General features: G+C 68.7%; 13 protein-coding genes. 5 read left to right on the top strand and 8 right to left on the bottom strand.

The features are described from left to right. Positions 1-111: 111 nt before the first annotated feature. Positions 112-1,164: a BMP family lipoprotein gene (locus tag ACWDR4_RS00425; RefSeq protein ID WP_450401983.1), complete on the bottom strand. Its 1,053-nt coding sequence runs from the start codon at positions 1,162-1,164 to the stop codon at positions 112-114. 333 nt (positions 1,165-1,497) lie between these two features. Between ACWDR4_RS00425 and ACWDR4_RS00420 the strand changes: the two genes are divergently transcribed. Then, a complete protein-coding gene (locus ACWDR4_RS00420) occupies positions 1,498-2,190 on the top strand; it encodes a DUF6445 family protein (RefSeq protein WP_450401980.1) in 693 nt (230 codons plus the stop codon). Positions 2,191-2,302: 112 nt separating this feature from the next. On the opposite strand, the gene ACWDR4_RS00415 is transcribed toward ACWDR4_RS00420, so the two are convergent. Both ACWDR4_RS00415 and ACWDR4_RS00410 read right to left on the bottom strand, forming a co-directional pair. After that, positions 2,303-3,331, bottom strand: a complete 1,029-nt coding sequence (locus tag ACWDR4_RS00415) for a BMP family lipoprotein (protein ID WP_450401977.1) — start codon at positions 3,329-3,331, stop codon at positions 2,303-2,305. Positions 3,332-3,639: 308 nt separating this feature from the next. Then, a complete protein-coding gene (locus tag ACWDR4_RS00410) occupies positions 3,640-4,878 on the bottom strand; it encodes a M20 family metallopeptidase (protein WP_450401974.1) in 1,239 nt (412 codons plus the stop codon). A 335-nt stretch (positions 4,879-5,213) separates the two neighbouring features. Here ACWDR4_RS00410 and ACWDR4_RS00405 point away from each other — a divergent pair, with 335 nt between their 5' ends. Continuing rightward, positions 5,214-5,876, top strand: a complete 663-nt coding sequence (locus ACWDR4_RS00405) for a class I SAM-dependent methyltransferase (protein ID WP_450401971.1) — start codon at positions 5,214-5,216, stop codon at positions 5,874-5,876. 136 nt (positions 5,877-6,012) lie between these two features. On the opposite strand, the gene ACWDR4_RS00400 is transcribed toward ACWDR4_RS00405, so the two are convergent. The 4 genes from ACWDR4_RS00400 to ACWDR4_RS00385 all read right to left on the bottom strand — a co-directional run bounded on the left by ACWDR4_RS00400 (position 6,013) and on the right by ACWDR4_RS00385 (position 10,995). Further along, a complete protein-coding gene (locus ACWDR4_RS00400) occupies positions 6,013-7,248 on the bottom strand; it encodes a hypothetical protein (RefSeq protein WP_450401969.1) in 1,236 nt (411 codons plus the stop codon). Positions 7,249-7,345: 97 nt separating this feature from the next. Further along, a complete protein-coding gene (locus ACWDR4_RS00395) occupies positions 7,346-8,281 on the bottom strand; it encodes an N-acetylneuraminate synthase family protein (protein WP_450401966.1) in 936 nt (311 codons plus the stop codon). A gap of 12 nt (positions 8,282-8,293) precedes the next feature. Beyond that, positions 8,294-9,613, bottom strand: a complete 1,320-nt coding sequence (locus tag ACWDR4_RS00390; protein WP_450401963.1) for a cytidylyltransferase domain-containing protein — start codon at positions 9,611-9,613, stop codon at positions 8,294-8,296. A gap of 65 nt (positions 9,614-9,678) precedes the next feature. Continuing rightward, positions 9,679-10,995, bottom strand: a complete 1,317-nt coding sequence (locus ACWDR4_RS00385; RefSeq protein ID WP_450401961.1) for a DUF6716 putative glycosyltransferase — start codon at positions 10,993-10,995, stop codon at positions 9,679-9,681. Positions 10,996-11,193: 198 nt separating this feature from the next. On the opposite strand from ACWDR4_RS00385, the gene ACWDR4_RS00380 reads away from it, so the two are divergent. The 3 genes from ACWDR4_RS00380 (at position 11,194) to ACWDR4_RS00370 (ending at position 15,040) form a co-directional block, all read left to right on the top strand. Further along, positions 11,194-12,180: a glycosyltransferase family 2 protein gene (locus ACWDR4_RS00380; protein WP_450401955.1), complete on the top strand. Its 987-nt coding sequence runs from the start codon at positions 11,194-11,196 to the stop codon at positions 12,178-12,180. Further along, on the top strand, positions 12,180-13,577 hold the full coding sequence (locus ACWDR4_RS00375) for a polysialyltransferase family glycosyltransferase (protein ID WP_450401953.1): 1,398 nt from the start codon (positions 12,180-12,182) through the stop codon (positions 13,575-13,577). Before ACWDR4_RS00380 ends, ACWDR4_RS00375 begins: the two co-directional genes overlap by 1 nt. A gap of 260 nt (positions 13,578-13,837) precedes the next feature. After that, complete coding sequence (locus tag ACWDR4_RS00370) at positions 13,838-15,040, top strand: acyltransferase family protein (RefSeq protein ID WP_450401950.1); 1,203 nt, start codon at positions 13,838-13,840, stop codon at positions 15,038-15,040. Positions 15,041-15,122: 82 nt separating this feature from the next. Here the strand turns inward: ACWDR4_RS00370 and ACWDR4_RS00365 are convergent, their stop codons facing one another. Further along, positions 15,123-15,554, bottom strand: coding sequence for a DUF7674 family protein (locus tag ACWDR4_RS00365; protein ID WP_450401947.1), 432 nt, complete (start codon positions 15,552-15,554; stop codon positions 15,123-15,125). Between the last annotated feature and the right edge of the window lies 1 nt (position 15,555).

Genomic DNA, 15,555 nt, shown 5'->3' with positions numbered 1-15,555 from the left:
GCATACTGCCGCGTGAACGGGGCGCGGATTGGCCATCCTCTCCGCGCCCCGTTCCATGGCCGTAACGCTGTTATTACAGCGCCTCGTGGACCACGCTCAAGTCCCCTGGCGTCAGGAGGTCTTGACCTTGATCGAACCGTCCTTGATGCCGTCCTCGGCCTTCTTCAGCGCGGCCTGGAGTTCGGCGTTGTCCTTGAAGACCGGGTTGGAGTCGGCCAGGCCGACACCGCCCGAGGCGAGGTCGGCGCGCACGACGCCGGTCTCCGGCTTGCCGTCCTTGACCGACTTGGCCAGGTTGTAGACGGCCCCGGCGACGTCCTTCATGGCCGAGGTCAGGATGGAGTCCTTGTACTTGGCCAGCGCGTCCTGCTTGTACTGGTCCGAGTCGACACCGATCGCCCAGATCTTGTTCGCGGCGGCGGCCTTGATGACGCCCTGGCCGGAGAGACCGGCGGCGGCGTAGATGACGTCCGCCTTGTCGTCGATCATGCCCTCGGCCGCGTTCTCGCCCTTGTCGGGGCTGGAGAAGCCGCCCTCCTGCGCGGTCTCGGTCAGGTACTGCGACTTGACCGTGATGCCCTTCTTGGTGTCCTCGACGCCCTGCTTGTAGCCCGCCTCGAACTTGTGGATCAGCGGGATGTCCACACCGCCGACGAAGCCGACGACGTTCGTCTTGGTGGTGAGGGCGGCCGTGACACCGGCGAGGTAGGAGCCCTGCTCCTCGGTGAAGACCATGTCGGCGACGTTGTCGGCCTTGATCTGCTCGTCGTCGACGACACCGAAGGTCACCTTCGGGAACTTGGCGGCGACCTCCTTGACGGCGGGCGCGTAGGCGAAGCCGACGCCGATGACCGGGTTGTAGCCCTGCTTGGCGAGCTGCTCCAGACGCTGGGCCTTGTCCGCGTCCGACTCGCCGTCCTGCGGCTCGACGGCGGTGCTCTTGTAGCCGAACTCCGCGTCGGCCTTGTCCATGCCGGCGGTCGCGGCGTCGTTGAAGGACTGGTCGCCCTTGCCGCCGATGTCGTAGGCAAGGGCGAGGCCCTTGCCCTCACTGTCGCTGCTGCTGGAGGAGGAAGAAGAGGACGAGCTGCCACAGCCAGTGGCGATGACGGCGAGGGTGGCGGACGCGATACCCGCAACCGCGATTCGGGACAGCCGGCGCATGGGACGAGACTCCTTTGTGCAAGCGCCCATACCAGGCGCTGGTTCCGCCGCAGCGTAACGCGCGTAGACCAGACGGAAAACCCCAACTGTCCGGTCCGTTATCGAGCTGTGGCCGCAGTCGCAGCCCACATTACGGACAGGAGCGCGCCCCTCGCGGGAGGCAAGGGGCGTATGTACTGGAAGGATGCCCGGCCGGGCGTATGAAGGATGCCTGGCCGGGCATGTCAGGAGCCGGCCGTACGGCGGTCCGCTGACCGAAGGTTGACCAAAGCCGACGGAAGGTTGACCGAGTACAGACACAGACAAAACCAAGCCCGTCCTACGTTCTGGCCCATGCCCCCACAGCCACCCCCGCCCGCCAGGGCGCCCGCCGCCCTTCCCGTGCTGCCGTACCGCAAGCCCACCAAGGGCCGCGACTACTGGGTCCTCGACGACGTCCTGCCGGACGTGGACGCCGTACGCGAGCGGTGTCTCGCCAAGGACGACTGGACCGAGGGCCACCCGTACACCTCGGAGAGCTGGCCCGGGCTGCGGGCCATGCCGGGGCTGGAACCCGCCGAGCTGGGGCGGATCGAGCGGCTGGTCCGGCAGGCGACCGGTGCGCGGGAACTGTGGGTGCAGCAGACGCCCGGCGGCGGCACCCTCAACCACAACTGCGTCCAGGTGGTCGGCGAGGGCGAGAGCACGCCCCGCCCGCACACGGACTCACGGTCGCTGTGCCGGTACGCGGCCGTGCTCTACCTCAACCCGGGCGTCCCCAAGGACTGCGGCACCAGCTTCTTCCGCCAGTCCCTGCCCGGCGGCCGACTGGGTGGCAACACGGTCCAGGCCCCGCACAACAGCCTGGTCGAGGCGCTGGGCACACGGTTCGTGGCACCGGACGCCTTCGAGGAGGACGTACGGGTCCCCCACAAGTACAACCGCCTGCTCCTCTACAACGCCAACCTCGTGCACAGCGCGACCGGTTACTGCGGGACGACGCTGGCGGAGAAGCGGATGACGGCGGTCTTCTTCTGGATGGCGTGAGCCGTCTTCGACTTCCGTTTCCTTCTGTTTCCTTCTGTACGACGGACAGCGCCCCGGTCTCGTGGGCCGGGGCGCCGTCTGTTGTCCGACTCGGCTCATCGGCCCGTCGGTGTCACTTGGTGTTGACGGTGACCTTGCCGTCGATGATGTCCTGCTTGGCCTTGTCGACCGCGGCCACGACGTCGGTCATCGCCTTGTACTTCGGGTTGGAGTCGGCGAACCCGACACCGCCCGTCTTGAGGTCGGCGCGCTGGACGCCGGACAGCGGCTTGCCCTCGTACACGGACTTGGCCAGGTCGTAGACCGCGCCGCCGACGTTCTTCAGGGCCGAGCCGAGGATGTAGTCCTTGTACTCGGCAAGCGCCTGCTGGCTGTACTGGTCGGAGTCGACGCCGATCGCCCAGATCTTCTTGGCGGCGGCCTCGGAGATCACACCCTGACCGGACAGCCCGGCCGCGGCGTAGATCACGTCGGCGCCGGACTCGATCTGGCCGCTCGCCGCGTCCTTGCCCTTGTCAGGGCTGGAGAAGCCGCCCTCCTGGGGCGTCTCGGTCAGATACTGCGACTCGATCTTGATGCTGGGGTTGACGGACTTGGCGCCCTGGACGAAGCCCGCCTCGAACTTGTGGATGAGGGGGATGTCCACACCGCCGATGAAGCCGATGTGGTCCACCTTCGTCACCTTGGCGGCGGCGACACCGGCCAGGTAGGAGGCCTGCTCCTCGTGGAAGACCATGTCGGCGACGTTCTTCGCGGCGACCGACTCGTCGTCGATGATGCCGAAGGTGGTGTCCGGGAACTTGGCGGAGACCTCCTTGACGGCGGCCCCGTAGATGAAGCCGACGCCTATCACCGGGTTGTAGCCGGCCTGGGCGAGCTGGGTCAGGCGCTGGACCTTGTCCGCGTCGGACTCGCCGTCCTGCGGCTCGATGTCCCGGCCGCCGATCTTGAACTCGGTGTCGGCCTTCTCGAAGCCGGCGTAGGCGGCGTCGTTGAAGGACTGGTCGCCCTTGCCGCCGATGTCGTAGGCGAGGCCGATGCCCTTGCCGGTGTACTTGCCGGACTCGTCGTCGGAGGTGCCCGAGCTGGTGCTGGACTCACCGCAGCCGACAGCCGTGAGGGCGATGACCGCGACGGTCACCGCAGCTTGTGAGAACCGAGTCCTCCGAGAAATAAGACGCACAGCAGGCACCCCTTCATCCCCACGGCACCGTCCCCGGCCCGCATACCCAATACGCCACCTACGGCAGCGATTGCGGCGCACAGTAACGCGCGTAGAAAGGGAGGGGAACGGGGTTTCGAAAGGCCGTTATCGATTCGTGCCGAGGGGGGTTACGTTTGCCCACGCAGGGTTACGTCGGGATGAAACAAAGGGACGAAGCGGGACGGAAGGGATACGGGAAGGGGCACCGCACAGGGTGCCCGCCAGCGCCCCCTCCCCCGGCACTCCTACCGCTCTCCGTCGATCAGCGCGGCGGCCGTGAACAGCTCCACGCCGACCGTGATCGCGTACTCGTCGGCGTCGAAGTCGCCCTGGTGCAGATCCCGCACCCCGCGCTCCCCCGGCCTGCGCACGCCGAGCCGGGCCATCGCGCCGGGCACCTGCTCCAGGTACCAGGAGAAGTCCTCGCCGCCGAGGCTCTGTTCGGTGTCCTCGATGGAGTGGGCGCCGCGCCGGGCGGTCATCGCGTCGCGCAACAGCTCGGTGATCACCGGGTCGTTGACGACGGGCGGCACCCCGCGCACGTAGTTGATCTCGGACTTGGCGCGGTGCAGGTTGGCGATCTCGTCGATGGCCGCGTGGACGAGGTCGGGCGCCTGGTGCCAGGCGTCGAGGTCGAGGCAGCGGACGGTCCCGGACAGCTCGGCGTGCTGCGGGATCACGTTGCAGGCGTGCCCCGACTCGATCCGGCCCCAGGTCACGGCGAGCCCGCTGCGGGCGTCGACGCGCCGGGCGACCAGCGCGGGCACGTCGGTGACGACGCGGGCGGCGGCGGTGACGAGGTCGGTGGTGAGGTGGGGGCGCGCGGTGTGGCCGCCGGCGCCGTCGAGGGAGACCTCGAGGCGGTCGCAGGCGGAGGTGATGGGGCCGTGGCGCAGTCCGATGCGGCCGGCGTCGACCTTCGGGTCGCAGTGCAAGGCGATGATCCGCCCGACCCCGTCGAGGGCGCCGCACTCGATGGCGTCGGTGGCACCGCCGGGCAGCACCTCCTCGGCGGGCTGGAAGAGCAGTCGCACCGGCCGCGGCAGCCGGCCCTGCTTGTGCAGTTCGGCGAGCACGAGCCCGGCGCCGAGGACGACGGTCGTGTGGATGTCGTGGCCGCAGGCGTGGGCGCGGTCGGGCACGGTGGAGCGGTACGCGCACTCACTCTTCGTGTCCGGGATGGGCAGGGCGTCGATGTCGGCGCGCAGCGCGAGCACGGGCGGAACGGTTCCGCTGTCCGACTCTTCGGGGTCGACGCCGATGTCACAGATGAGGCCGGTTCCGATGGAGAGCACGCGCGGCTTGAGGCCGGCCTTCTCTAGCCGTTCCTTGATCGCGGCGGTGGTGCGGAACTCCTGGTTGCCCAGCTCCGGGTGCATGTGCAAGTCACGCCGGAACGCGACGAGTTCGGCGCGCAACGCCTCCGGCAGTGTGCCGGGAAGCGTGGCTTCCCCGGGGAGATCGGCCTCGGACTCTCGGGACATCAATTGGTTCACCCTTTGAAGGGTAGGACGCCCGGGCGGTCAACTGACCCACGATCAACAAAAGTTCAACCTGTTAGGGGAAGAAATTCTGACCGCCAGAGGCATATTCGTGCACTGGAGTGGGTAAACTCGCCCGCCTTTCCGGCCGATTCGGATCACGAGGGCACTTTCCGGGCACCCTTGTCCGTCCACCCCCCTCCACGATGCCACGCTGCCGGTCGCCCCGCCGGATCTGTCCACCCACCGAAACGGCCAAGGGCACACCGCATGAACACTCGCCGCAGCCCGCGGAAACGCCCCCTCCGCCGCACCGCCCCCGGGTAACGTGCACCCCCGTGACCGCCCCGACCCATGACTTCATCCACGCCACCCGTGCGTCCTACGACGCCATGGCCACCGACTACACAGAGCGATACGCGGACCACTTGGCGGACCTTCCCCTGGACCGCGCCCTCGTCGCCGCCTTCGCCGAGCTGGTGCGGGCCCAGGGCACCCAGCCTGTCGCGGACGTCGGCTCGGGCCCCGGCTATGTGACCGCGAGACTGCACGCCCTCGGCGTCCCGGTGTTCGGCGTGGACCTGTCCCCGCGCATGGTGGCGCTGGCCCGCCAGGCCCACCCCGAACTCCGGTTCCACGTCGGCTCGATGACGTCCCTGGACCTCCCCGACGAGACCCTCGGCGGGGTCCTGGCCCTCTACTCGATCATCCACGTCCCGGACAGCGACCTGCCCACGGTGTTCACGGAGTTCCACCGCGTCCTGGCCCCCGGCGGCCACGTACTCCTCGGCTTCCAGGCGGGCTCCGACGACGACCGCCTGCACCTCACGGAACGCTTCGGCCACGAGATGTCGCTGGACTACTGGTTCCGTACGCCGGACCGGGTCGCCGAACTCCTGACCAAGGCGGGCCTGACGATGCAGGCGCAAACGATCCGGGAGCCGTACGAGGAGGAGACCCGCCAGCGGGCGTACCTGCTGGCACGCAAGCCGGTCGACTAGACCCGCGCCCGACGGGCCCCGCCGACCTGTCTTTCTGCCGGGGGTCCGGGGGTTGTCCCCCGGGAAGATGCAGTGTGCTGCTGGACCCGGAGGACAACGAGTTCTGCGTGATGAAGGTGATGGATTAGGGCGGGCGTCAGCCCGTCGCCTTCGCTTCCTTCGCCGGGTGGTCCGACTCCGTCGACACCCGTTGTACGTCCCGGGCCGAGCCCGTGACGCCCGACAGGAAGCCCTGGGCCCTCGGGGAGGCGTTCGCCGTCAGCCAGGCCGGGTCGATGTCGCAGACCGCGACCTTGACGTCCGTGCCCGCCAGGGCCAGGGGGAGGGTGTGGACCACCGTGGAGGGGAAGCTGAGGATGGTGCGGCCGATGGGGCCTCTGCGGGCGATCAGTTCCAGGGGGAGGTCCGGGCGGACCACCTCCAGGCCCGTGCAGGCCGCCAGGTCGTGGAGTTTCTCGGGGCTCTCGCGGCGGTGCGCGAAGTAGCGCGTCACGCCGTGGGCCTTGGCCAGGGTGCGGACCGCCTCGCGGTAGCTGTCGGCGTCGACCACACCGGTCTCCACCAGCGACGTACCGACCATGTCGGCGCCCTCGGAGATGTGCGGGGGGCCGAAGCGGGAGCGGGTCCAGGCGAAGTCGTTGGAGGTGACCTCGACGCCCTTGGGGGTGTCCTCGATCGGCATCGAGGAGAAGATCTCGACCCGGCGCCTGCCGCCCGGGGTCAGCCTGCGGCGGGCCTTCGACGACACCGGGATGAACAGCAGGTCCCGCGCTCCGGGGCGCTGGGACTTGCGGTGCCAGCGCACCAGGCGTTCACCGCGCGCCAGTTGGGAGACGAACTCCATGGTCGCCGTGCCGTCGTCGACCACGACGAGGTCACGGGCCTTGGTGATGTTCAGGAGTACTTGTACGTAGCGGGAGAAGGGGTCTCCCATCACGATCCGCTGTGTCCTGCGCAGGAGCGGGGCCAGGCCGCCGATCGTGCGGAACGGGGCCGACGTACCGGCCCGCGCGTCCTCCCAGCGGACCTCGTGGCCTTCCTCACGGGCGAGTTCCGCCATGCGGCGCAGCTGGCCCCGGGTCATCGGGTCGACCGGGGACAGGACCACCAGGGTCAGTCCGCCGACGGCGCCTTCCCGGTGGACCGTCGGCCGACTCTGGCCTCTGCGCCAGCGGCGCGACGCCTGTCCGGGCACCCTCGCGGAGAACTTGCCCTTTTTGCGGGCGGAAACAGCCGACGCCGGACCGCCGGCCCCCTCCGGGCTGAGCGCGTGCGCATGCACATGCGCCCATTCCAGCACGTTCAGGAGCTGGACCGGGCTCTCGACGAAGGCGAGAGTTTGGGGGCCGGTGGTACCGGCGCGAGGGCTCATCGACGTACGACCGTCGCTTCCGTGAGTACGGACTGGGGAATCCGCTGGACGACAGTGGTCACCGGCTGGTGCCGGTGAAGCCGCTGAGAGATGCGGATCAGGCGGTGACGGGCTCGCCCGCGGCAGCCGCGATCTCCGCGTCGGCGATGACGCCGGAGATACGGCGGAGCTTCTTCATCGGGCCGATCTCGGACTCGTAGACCTTCTTGACGCCGTCGCCGAGGGACTCCGAGATGATCCGGATGTCACGGACGAGGCGGGTCAGGCCCTGCGGCTCGACGGAGGCGGCCTGGTCGGAGCCCCACATCGCGCGGTCGAGGGTGATGTGACGCTCGACGAAGGTGGCACCGAGGGCGACCGCGGCCAGCGTGGTCTGCAGGCCCGTCTCGTGGCCGGAGTAACCGATCGGAACGTTCGGGTACTCCTTCTCCAGCGTGTTGATGACGCGGAGGTTCAGCTCCTCGGCCTTCGCCGGGTAGGTCGACGTCGCGTGGCAGAGCAGGATGTTGTCGCTGCCCAGCACCTCGACCGCGTGACGGATCTGCTTCGGGGTGGACATACCCGTCGACAGGATGACCGTACGGCCGGTCTTGCGCAGGGCGACGAGCAGCTCGTCGTCCGTCAGGGACGCGGAGGCGACCTTGTGGGCCGGGACGTTGAAGTTCTCCAGGAACGCGACGGCCTCGGTGTCCCACGGGGAGGCGAACCAGTCGATGCCGCGCTTCTTGCAGTGCTCGTCGATCTGGCGGTAGTCGTCCTCACCGAACTCCACACGGTGGCGGTAGTCGATGTAGGTCATGCGGCCCCAGGGGGTGTCGCGCTCGATGTCCCACTGGTCGCGCGGGGTGCAGATCTCCGGGGTGCGCTTCTGGAACTTGACCGCGTCGCAGCCGGCTTCGGCGGCCACGTCGATCAGCTTGAAGGCGTTCTCAAGGTCACCGTTGTGGTTGATGCCGATCTCGCCGCAGATGTAGACGGGCTGACCGGGGCCGGCGGTCTTCGAACCGAACGAGCGCAAGCGGGTGGAGGTCATGACTTTTGTTCCTTACTTCTTGTTGAGGGGGTCGAGAGAGGGGCCGAGGATCCAGCTGGCGATCTCTCGGATCGCGCCGTCGCCGCCGGGAACGGTGGTGACCGCGCGTGCGGCGCCGCGCACAACGTCGTGGGCGCTCGCGACCGCCACGGGCCAGCCCACGAGGGCGAAGCACGGGAGGTCGTTGACGTCGTTGCCGACGTAGAGCACGCGCTCCGGCGCGATGCCCTGCTCCTCGCACCACTGCTTCAGCGCGAGGTCTTTCCGGTCGATGCCGTGCAGCACGGGCAGCTGTAGCTTCCGTGCGCGGGCGGCGACGACCGGGTTCTGTTCCGAGGACAGGATCAGCATCTTGAGGCTGCTCTTGCGCAGCGCCGCGATGCCGAGTCCGTCCCCGCGGTGCACGGAGACGAATTCCCGTCCCTCGGAGTCGATCAGCACCCTGTCGTCTGTCTGGGTGCCGTCGAAGTCGAGTACGACCGCGTCGATGTCGTCGGCGGTCGGGAGGGCGCCGGGGCGTTCCGCGTCGAAGAGCGTCGCGAGGGCCCGGGCGCGGGCGAGGTCGTGCGGGTCGTCGATCTCCAGCACACGGGCCGGGTCGGTGCGCACGGGTTCGGTGTGACCGAAGAAACGGTGCTTCGACTCACGGAAGCCGGTCGCGTCCATGGCGTAGACGGCGCCGGTCTCCAGGAGGTCCTGGGGGCGGTCCTGGCGGCGGGGCCGGAAGGACTTGTCGTGATTTACGCCATAGCCGCCGCCGACGGTCACCGTTTCGGTGGTGGTCACGGTGTCGGTGCCGCCCTCGACGGCCGCGCTCTCGCCGGGGACCGGCTGCGGGTCGTCGGCGGCGTCGCGCCAGATGAAGCCGTGGAAGGGGGCGACGGTCAGCGCGCTGTCCGCGCCGTTGTTCACGACCGCGCCGACGACGCCGTCGACGTCCTCGCGGATGATGAACGGGCTGGTGCACTGCACGAGCAGGACCACGTCGACCTTGGCGCCGTGCAGCGTCTCGTGGGCGTCCATGGCGTGCAGGACGGCGGCCTCGGAGGTCGCGGTGTCACCGGCGATGGCGGCGGGGCGCAGCACGACCTCGGCGCCGGCCTGGCGGGCCGCGGCGGCGATGGCCTGGTCGTCGGTGGAGACGACGACGTCCGTGACCAGCTTGGCGGCGAGGCACTCGCGCACCGCGCGGGCGACCAGCGGGACCCCGCCGACGGGCAGCAGGTTCTTCGCGGGCACGCCCTTGGAGCCGCCTCTGGCGGGGATCACCGCGAGCACGCGGGGCCGCGCGGTCGCTCGGCCCGCTTGCGGGTTGGACTCCGGCTTGGACATTGCCTGTACTCCTTGACGCTCTTCGCGTGCTTGACGTTCGTGTGCCTGGCGGGGAACCCGGTCGGTCACAGCTCCCCCATGCGCCGGATCACGGGCGCGACGCGCTGCACGCCGTGCCGGTAGGCGCCGCGGGCCGCGCGACGCACGATCTGCCGCACCGCTCCCGGCTCCTTGTCGGCGGCCGGGGCTCCGGGCAGCGGAACGCCGTCGGGGCCGAGGTGGTGCCGAGCGAGAATACCCGGCAAATATCCCGGAGCCGTCATCGGTGTGTAGTACGGGGCCAGGGGCGGAAGCTTCGAGGATCCCAGAAGACGGTCGATCCTGTCGCGTGCCGCGTCGAAGGCAGTCTCGTACGAGCCATCGGCCGCGACCCCCTGCCGGGCCACCCAGTCCGCGTCCGGAACGGGCTGGTGACCGGCGTCCAGCTGCTCCCAGGAGGCGAGGCAGCCGGAGCCCACGAAGTGGTGGTTGCCGAGCGCCTCGCGCACGCCCAGGTCGCTCAGCACGACGGTCGGGATGCTGCGGTGCAGGGACTCCAGCGCGGCCGTGGAGCTGATGGTGACCAGCAGGTCCGTGCGGTCCAGGACCTCGCCCATGTGCCCGTAGACGAGCTTGAAGTTCGGCGGAAGGTCGGCGCGCTGGGCCAGTTTCTGGTAGGGCAGTTCCTCGATGTGCGTGGTGTGCTCGCCGGGCTTGGAACGCAGCTTGAGCAGCACCTCGCGCTCGGGGTGCAGCTTGGCGTGCTGCACGAGCCGGTCGAGGAGATACGTACGGTCCTTGCGGCTCTCCGGGACGGAGGGCTGAGCGGCGAACACCACGGTGTACGGGTGACCATGCTCACCTGTGTAAGTCGCGCCACCCAGGAAGGGGAGTGCGACTTCGGTCACAGAGGACGAATCGGCGCCCACTCCGTCGTAGACGGCCTTGAAACGGTCGGCGTCCTGACGGGAGTTCGCGAGGACCAGGTCGGCGCCGTGGCGCAACAGGAGGCCGTCGGCGAGCTTTTCGTAGACGACCCCGACATAGCCGGTGACGACGACCGGGCGCAGTGCCGTGTCGTCCCACACGTGCGCCAGGCCGTGCAGCATCGCCTGGACGCCGCCGCCGACGAGGGCGAGCACAAGGATGTCGTACGGCTCCTCCTGGTCCATGGCCCGCAGGAACTCCAGGGCGGTCACCTCGCGCAGGGAGTCCGCCTTGACCCCGACCTCCTGTAGTTGGCGGGCGGTGGGGGTGGCCCGGCCTCTGAGGAGGTAGCCGTCGAGATGAATGTCCGAATTATCAGGAGAAATACGGCTGGCTGTGAGCGCACCCCATTTCCACCGAGTGTCGGAATCGGCGAGGACGGCGACCCTCATGGGGCTCGTGGTACTGGCTGGCACGCCCAAGACCTTAAGCCGACATGGGGGGCTTCCGCCGAATCCGGGGGCAACAAAGGGTTAACAAAAGGTCGCGTCGGCTTGAATCAAGACGTCAAACGTGCAGAAACCCCCTTGATTCACCGGCCAGACACATGTAGTTCACCCGACATCAAACCCCGGGTAAAGTGAGACCACCGGAGAGGCTCTAACCTCGGACGCGTGGTCAAGCTCTCCGTCATCGTGCCGTTCTACAACGTGCAGCAATACGCGCCCGACACTCTGAAGAGCCTGCGCGCCAACGCGCGCGAGGACTTCGAGTTCATCCTCGTCGACGACTGCTCGCGCGACGAGACTCCGGACATCCTCGCGCGCGCAGAGCGCGAGCTGCCGGGCGCCGTGCTGGTCAGCCACGAGAAGAACGGAGGCCTGGCCACCGCCCGCAACACCGGTATCGACAAAGCGCGTGGCGAATACCTCACGTTCCTCGACGGCGACGACTGGCTCGCGCCCGGCTATTTTCCTCAACTCCTCGCCGCTATTGAGGACTTGGGCTGCGATTTCGTTCGTACGGATCATGTCCAGTGCACCAACCGGACCCGCGCGATCCATCGGGTTCCGCACGGCCGTCGCGGAGTGGTGATGTCGCCGCGGGACGCGATCCTGCCGACCGACCGCTCCACCTCCGTCGACTACGCCTACGCCTGGGCGGGCATCTACCACCGCCGGCTCGTCGACCGCGGCATCCTGCACTTCACCGACGGACTGCGTACGGCGGAGGACCGGCCGTGGATCTGGAAGCTGCACCGGGAGGCGGAGTCGTTCGCCGCCGTGGGGCTGCTCGGCGTCTTCTACCGGCGCGGGGTCGCCTCCTCGCTCACCCAAATCGGTGATGTTCGCCAACTCGACTTCATCCGGGCCTTCGACCAGGTCATCGAGGAGACGGCCCGGGACCCCGAGGCCGATAGGCTGCTGCCGAAAGCAGTGCGCACCTACTGCGCGATCATGGCTCATCATCTCGGAGCGATCGAGAGGTTCGAACCCGCCGTGGCCCGAAAACTGCGCTCGCTGAGCGCCGCCGCGCTGAAGCGGATGCCGCAGGACGTCCTCGCGGAGGCCATCGACTCGATGGACGCCCAGCGGGCCAACCGACTGCGGAAGGTGCGGCGCAGGCCCGTCTCCGCGTCCGCCGGGACGGTGTCCGTCTGATGCCCGGCACCAATCCGACCCGCAGCAACAAGACCCGTACGACTCAGATCTTCTGTGCGTCGACGCTCTACGGCGCCGCCACGCTGGCCGCCGCCCTCGACGCCGGGCTCTTCGGGCCGGCCGACCGGCGGATCCTGCTGGTCACCAACAACGCGGCCAACCCCGAGATCACCCCCGGGGTCGACGCGATGTCCGGTTTCGACCGGGTGCGCGAGCGGTTCGACGAGGTCCTGTCCTGGAACGAGACGATCGCCCCGTTCCACCCCAGCGGCTGGGGCCCGCGCGCCGACGACGTCCCGCTGTGGGAGCGGCATCTGCGGCTGCTGTGGAACCTCGGCGACGACAACATCGAGCTGGCCGTCGAGTCCGTGCAGGTCAACCCTGCCCTGGCGCTGTGCCAGCTGTTCACCGGCGCCCCCGTCGACGTCTACGCGGACGGCCTCATAAGTTATGGCCCCACACGCGAGAAGATCGACGCGCTGGTCGGCACCCGTATCGGGCGGCTGCTCCACCTCGACCTCGTCCCGGGCCTCACCCCGCTGCTGCTCACCGAGTTCGGCGTGCCCGCCGAACTGGTGCCGTCCGAGGCGTTCCTGAAGGTGCTGGGCGAACTCGCCGAGGCCGAGCCGGAGCTCGCGGCGGCCCCCGCGAAGGACGCGAAGGACCAGCCCGTGCTGCTCCTCGGCCAGTACCTCTCCGCGCTCGGCATCCTCACCCCCGCCGAGGAGGAGGAGCTGCATCTGCGCATGGTGCGCGGTGCCGTCAAGGCCGGTCACCGCTCGCTCGTCTTCAAGCCGCACCCGACCGCGCCCGCCGCCTGGTCGGGCTCGCTGGAGACGGAGGCGAAGAAGGTCGGCGCCGAACTGACCGTCCTGGACCGGCCCGTGCTCGCCGAGGTCCTCTTCCAGCGGCTGCGTCCCGCGCTGGTCGTCGGCTGCTTCTCGACCGGCCTGTTCACGGCGGCGGGCCTGTACGGCATCCCGGTCGCCCGGGTCGGCACGGACACCGTGCTGGAGAAGATCGCGCCGTACCAGAACAGCAACCGCGTGCCGCTGACCATCGTGGACGTCCTGCTGCCGGACCTCGCGGACGCCAAGGCCGTGAAGAAGTGGTCGATGCCGTCGCAGAAGCAGGTCGGCAAGGAACTCGCCGGGCTCGTCAAGGCGATCGGCTTCTGCATGCAGCCCCGGATCTACCCGCGGCTGCGCCCGGAGGCGGAGAGCTATCTCTCCAAGCACCTCACCGAGCAGACCTGGCGCTACTTCAAGCGCCGCCGCCTGACCTCGCTGGCACTGCCCGGCGCGCTGCCGTCCCAGCTCTCGTTCATCCCGCGCAACGCGACCGTGCGCCGGATCGCACGCCGGGCCCGCGCGCTGAGCAAAACGGTGAAGCGATGACAAAGCGATGACAACAGGCCCCGCGGGCATCTAATCTGCCGAACGCGTCGCCCCCGATTCGTATACGGACGGGTGGCGACGCGTTGGTGTGTGCACGCGTCGATGTCGGTACCCGTGCACGGACACGTCAATGAGCCGACCGGTTGTTCATCCGTGAGAGTTCTGTGCTACCTCTTTGGGTTGCCACTGACTCTCCTGGTTCCCGTCGTTGAGTCAGCTTCGCTTCCCCCCCTCTTGTCCCCGCTGCGAAAGGCCACCCGATGACCGCGGCCGACCAGACCATGGCACCCCCGCTCCCGGCTCCCCCGCCGGGTCCGCGGTCCGGGGATGCCGAACCGGCCGTTCCGCCCTCCGCCGAGGGTGCCAAGGCCGCCCGTCCGGTCAGCCGGCTCAGGGCGCTGGACGGACTGCGGCTGGTGGCCGCGCTGATGGTCTGCATGTACCACTTCGCCGGCAAGAACGGCACGGTCGCCGAGTCCTGGCACCAGTCGCCCGGTGTGATGTTCCCGACCCTGTCCCGGTTCGCCACCTACGGCAGCCTCGGGGTGCAGTTCTTCTTCGTCATCAGTGGCTTCGTGATCTGCATGAGCAGTTGGGGCAAGACGCTGGGCGACTTCTTCCGCTCGCGCATCGCCCGTCTCTACCCGGCGTACTGGGTCGCGATCGTCATGGTCACCGCCGCCTCGTTCGCGATGCCGGTGGTCGTGCACCACGTCCGCGGTGACGAGTTCCTGCTCAACCTCACGATGATGCAGCAGCCGCTGGGCGCATCGCGTGTCCTGGGCGTGTGCTGGACCCTGTGGGTGGAGCTCAAGTTCTACGTGCTGTTCGCCCTGTTCGTGGTCTGGAAGGGCGTCACCTACCGCCGTGTGGTGACCTTCTGCATCCTGTGGACACTGGCCGGCGCCTTCGCCCGGGTCGCCGACAACCCGCTGATCTCCGAACTGACCTTCCGCGACCACGCGCCCTTCTTCATCGGCGGCCTGGCCCTCTACCTGATCCACCGTTACGGCAGCGACCTGCTCCTGTGGGGCATCGTCGGCATGTCGTTCCTGCTGGGCCAGCGCTACTCGGTGACGGCCCTGTGGCACCCGGGCGCGCAGGGCGACTTCGTCCGCAACCCGCTCGTCATCCAGGGGATCGTGCTGCTCGCCTTCGCGTCCGTCGCCGTGGTCGCGCTGGGCTGGACGCGCTGGGCGAACTGGAACTGGCTGACGATCGCGGGCGCGTTGACGTACCCCTTCTATCTGATCCACGAGCACCTGGGCTGGTTCTTCATCCGGGTCCTGCACCGTGGCTGGGGTCTCGACCCGTATCTGACGATCCTCGCGTCGGTGGCGAGCCTGCTGTCGCTGGCCTGGCTCATGCACAAGTTCGTCGAGAAGCCGTTCGGGCCGCGGCTGAAGCGGACGATGACGCTTCAGTCGAAGCAGCTGGGCGAGAAGCTGAAGATGTCGAAGTAAGAGGCCGGCATGCGGAGAGGGCCTGGGGTCGGATTCCGACCCCAGGCCCTCTCCGCATCCACACTCGTTGGTTGGTCTGCCGTCAGCGCATCCAGTCCGGTGTCGGGACAACCGTGAACTCGTTCCAGGCCAGGCAGTACGCCCGGGATTCGGGGCCGACGTGCTCCCAGACCGCCTGGAGATCGAATCCCTTGTCCCAGGCGTTGAGGAACGCCTCGAAGAAGCCCGTGGCGACCGCCGTACTGTCGTACTCGCTCCCGGACCGCTGGACCTCCTCCAGGATTCCGAGCACCCGCTTTTTCTGCTCAGACGTGTGCTGAGCGGCTTGGTCGGCGAACACCGTCCCCAGGGCGGCAAGGCGCAGGGTGAGCGGCGGGACGTCATCCGCGTCGGCGTCCGTGCGTTCGGTCCCGCCGCGCCAACTGACGACCTCGGCACGGTCCTTGGCGGCCAGTACGTCGCTGATGTCGAGAAGATCACCGAACCAGGCCGGGGTCGAGAGCCTGGTGTTCACG

The organism is Streptomyces sp. NPDC000878 (assembly GCF_053599695.1).
The sequence above is the reverse complement of the archived record's forward strand: the minus strand, read 5'-3'. Positions and strand labels throughout refer to the sequence as shown.

What these genes read in the sequence shown, in the direction of transcription:
- ACWDR4_RS00425 (WP_450401983.1), bottom strand. Translation starts at nt 1,164, where the DNA reads ATGCGCCGGCTGTCCCGAATCGCGGTTGCGGGTATCGCGTCCGCCACC.
- ACWDR4_RS00370 (WP_450401950.1), top strand. Translation starts at nt 13,838, where the DNA reads ATGACCGCGGCCGACCAGACCATGGCACCCCCGCTCCCGGCTCCCCCG.
- ACWDR4_RS00390 (WP_450401963.1), bottom strand. Translation starts at nt 9,613, where the DNA reads ATGTCCAAGCCGGAGTCCAACCCGCAAGCGGGCCGAGCGACCGCGCGG.
- ACWDR4_RS00395 (WP_450401966.1), bottom strand. Translation starts at nt 8,281, where the DNA reads ATGACCTCCACCCGCTTGCGCTCGTTCGGTTCGAAGACCGCCGGCCCC.
- ACWDR4_RS00375 (WP_450401953.1), top strand. Translation starts at nt 12,180, where the DNA reads ATGCCCGGCACCAATCCGACCCGCAGCAACAAGACCCGTACGACTCAG.
- ACWDR4_RS00420 (WP_450401980.1), top strand. Translation starts at nt 1,498, where the DNA reads ATGCCCCCACAGCCACCCCCGCCCGCCAGGGCGCCCGCCGCCCTTCCC.
- ACWDR4_RS00400 (WP_450401969.1), bottom strand. Translation starts at nt 7,248, where the DNA reads ATGAGCCCTCGCGCCGGTACCACCGGCCCCCAAACTCTCGCCTTCGTC.
- ACWDR4_RS00410 (WP_450401974.1), bottom strand. Translation starts at nt 4,878, where the DNA reads ATGTCCCGAGAGTCCGAGGCCGATCTCCCCGGGGAAGCCACGCTTCCC.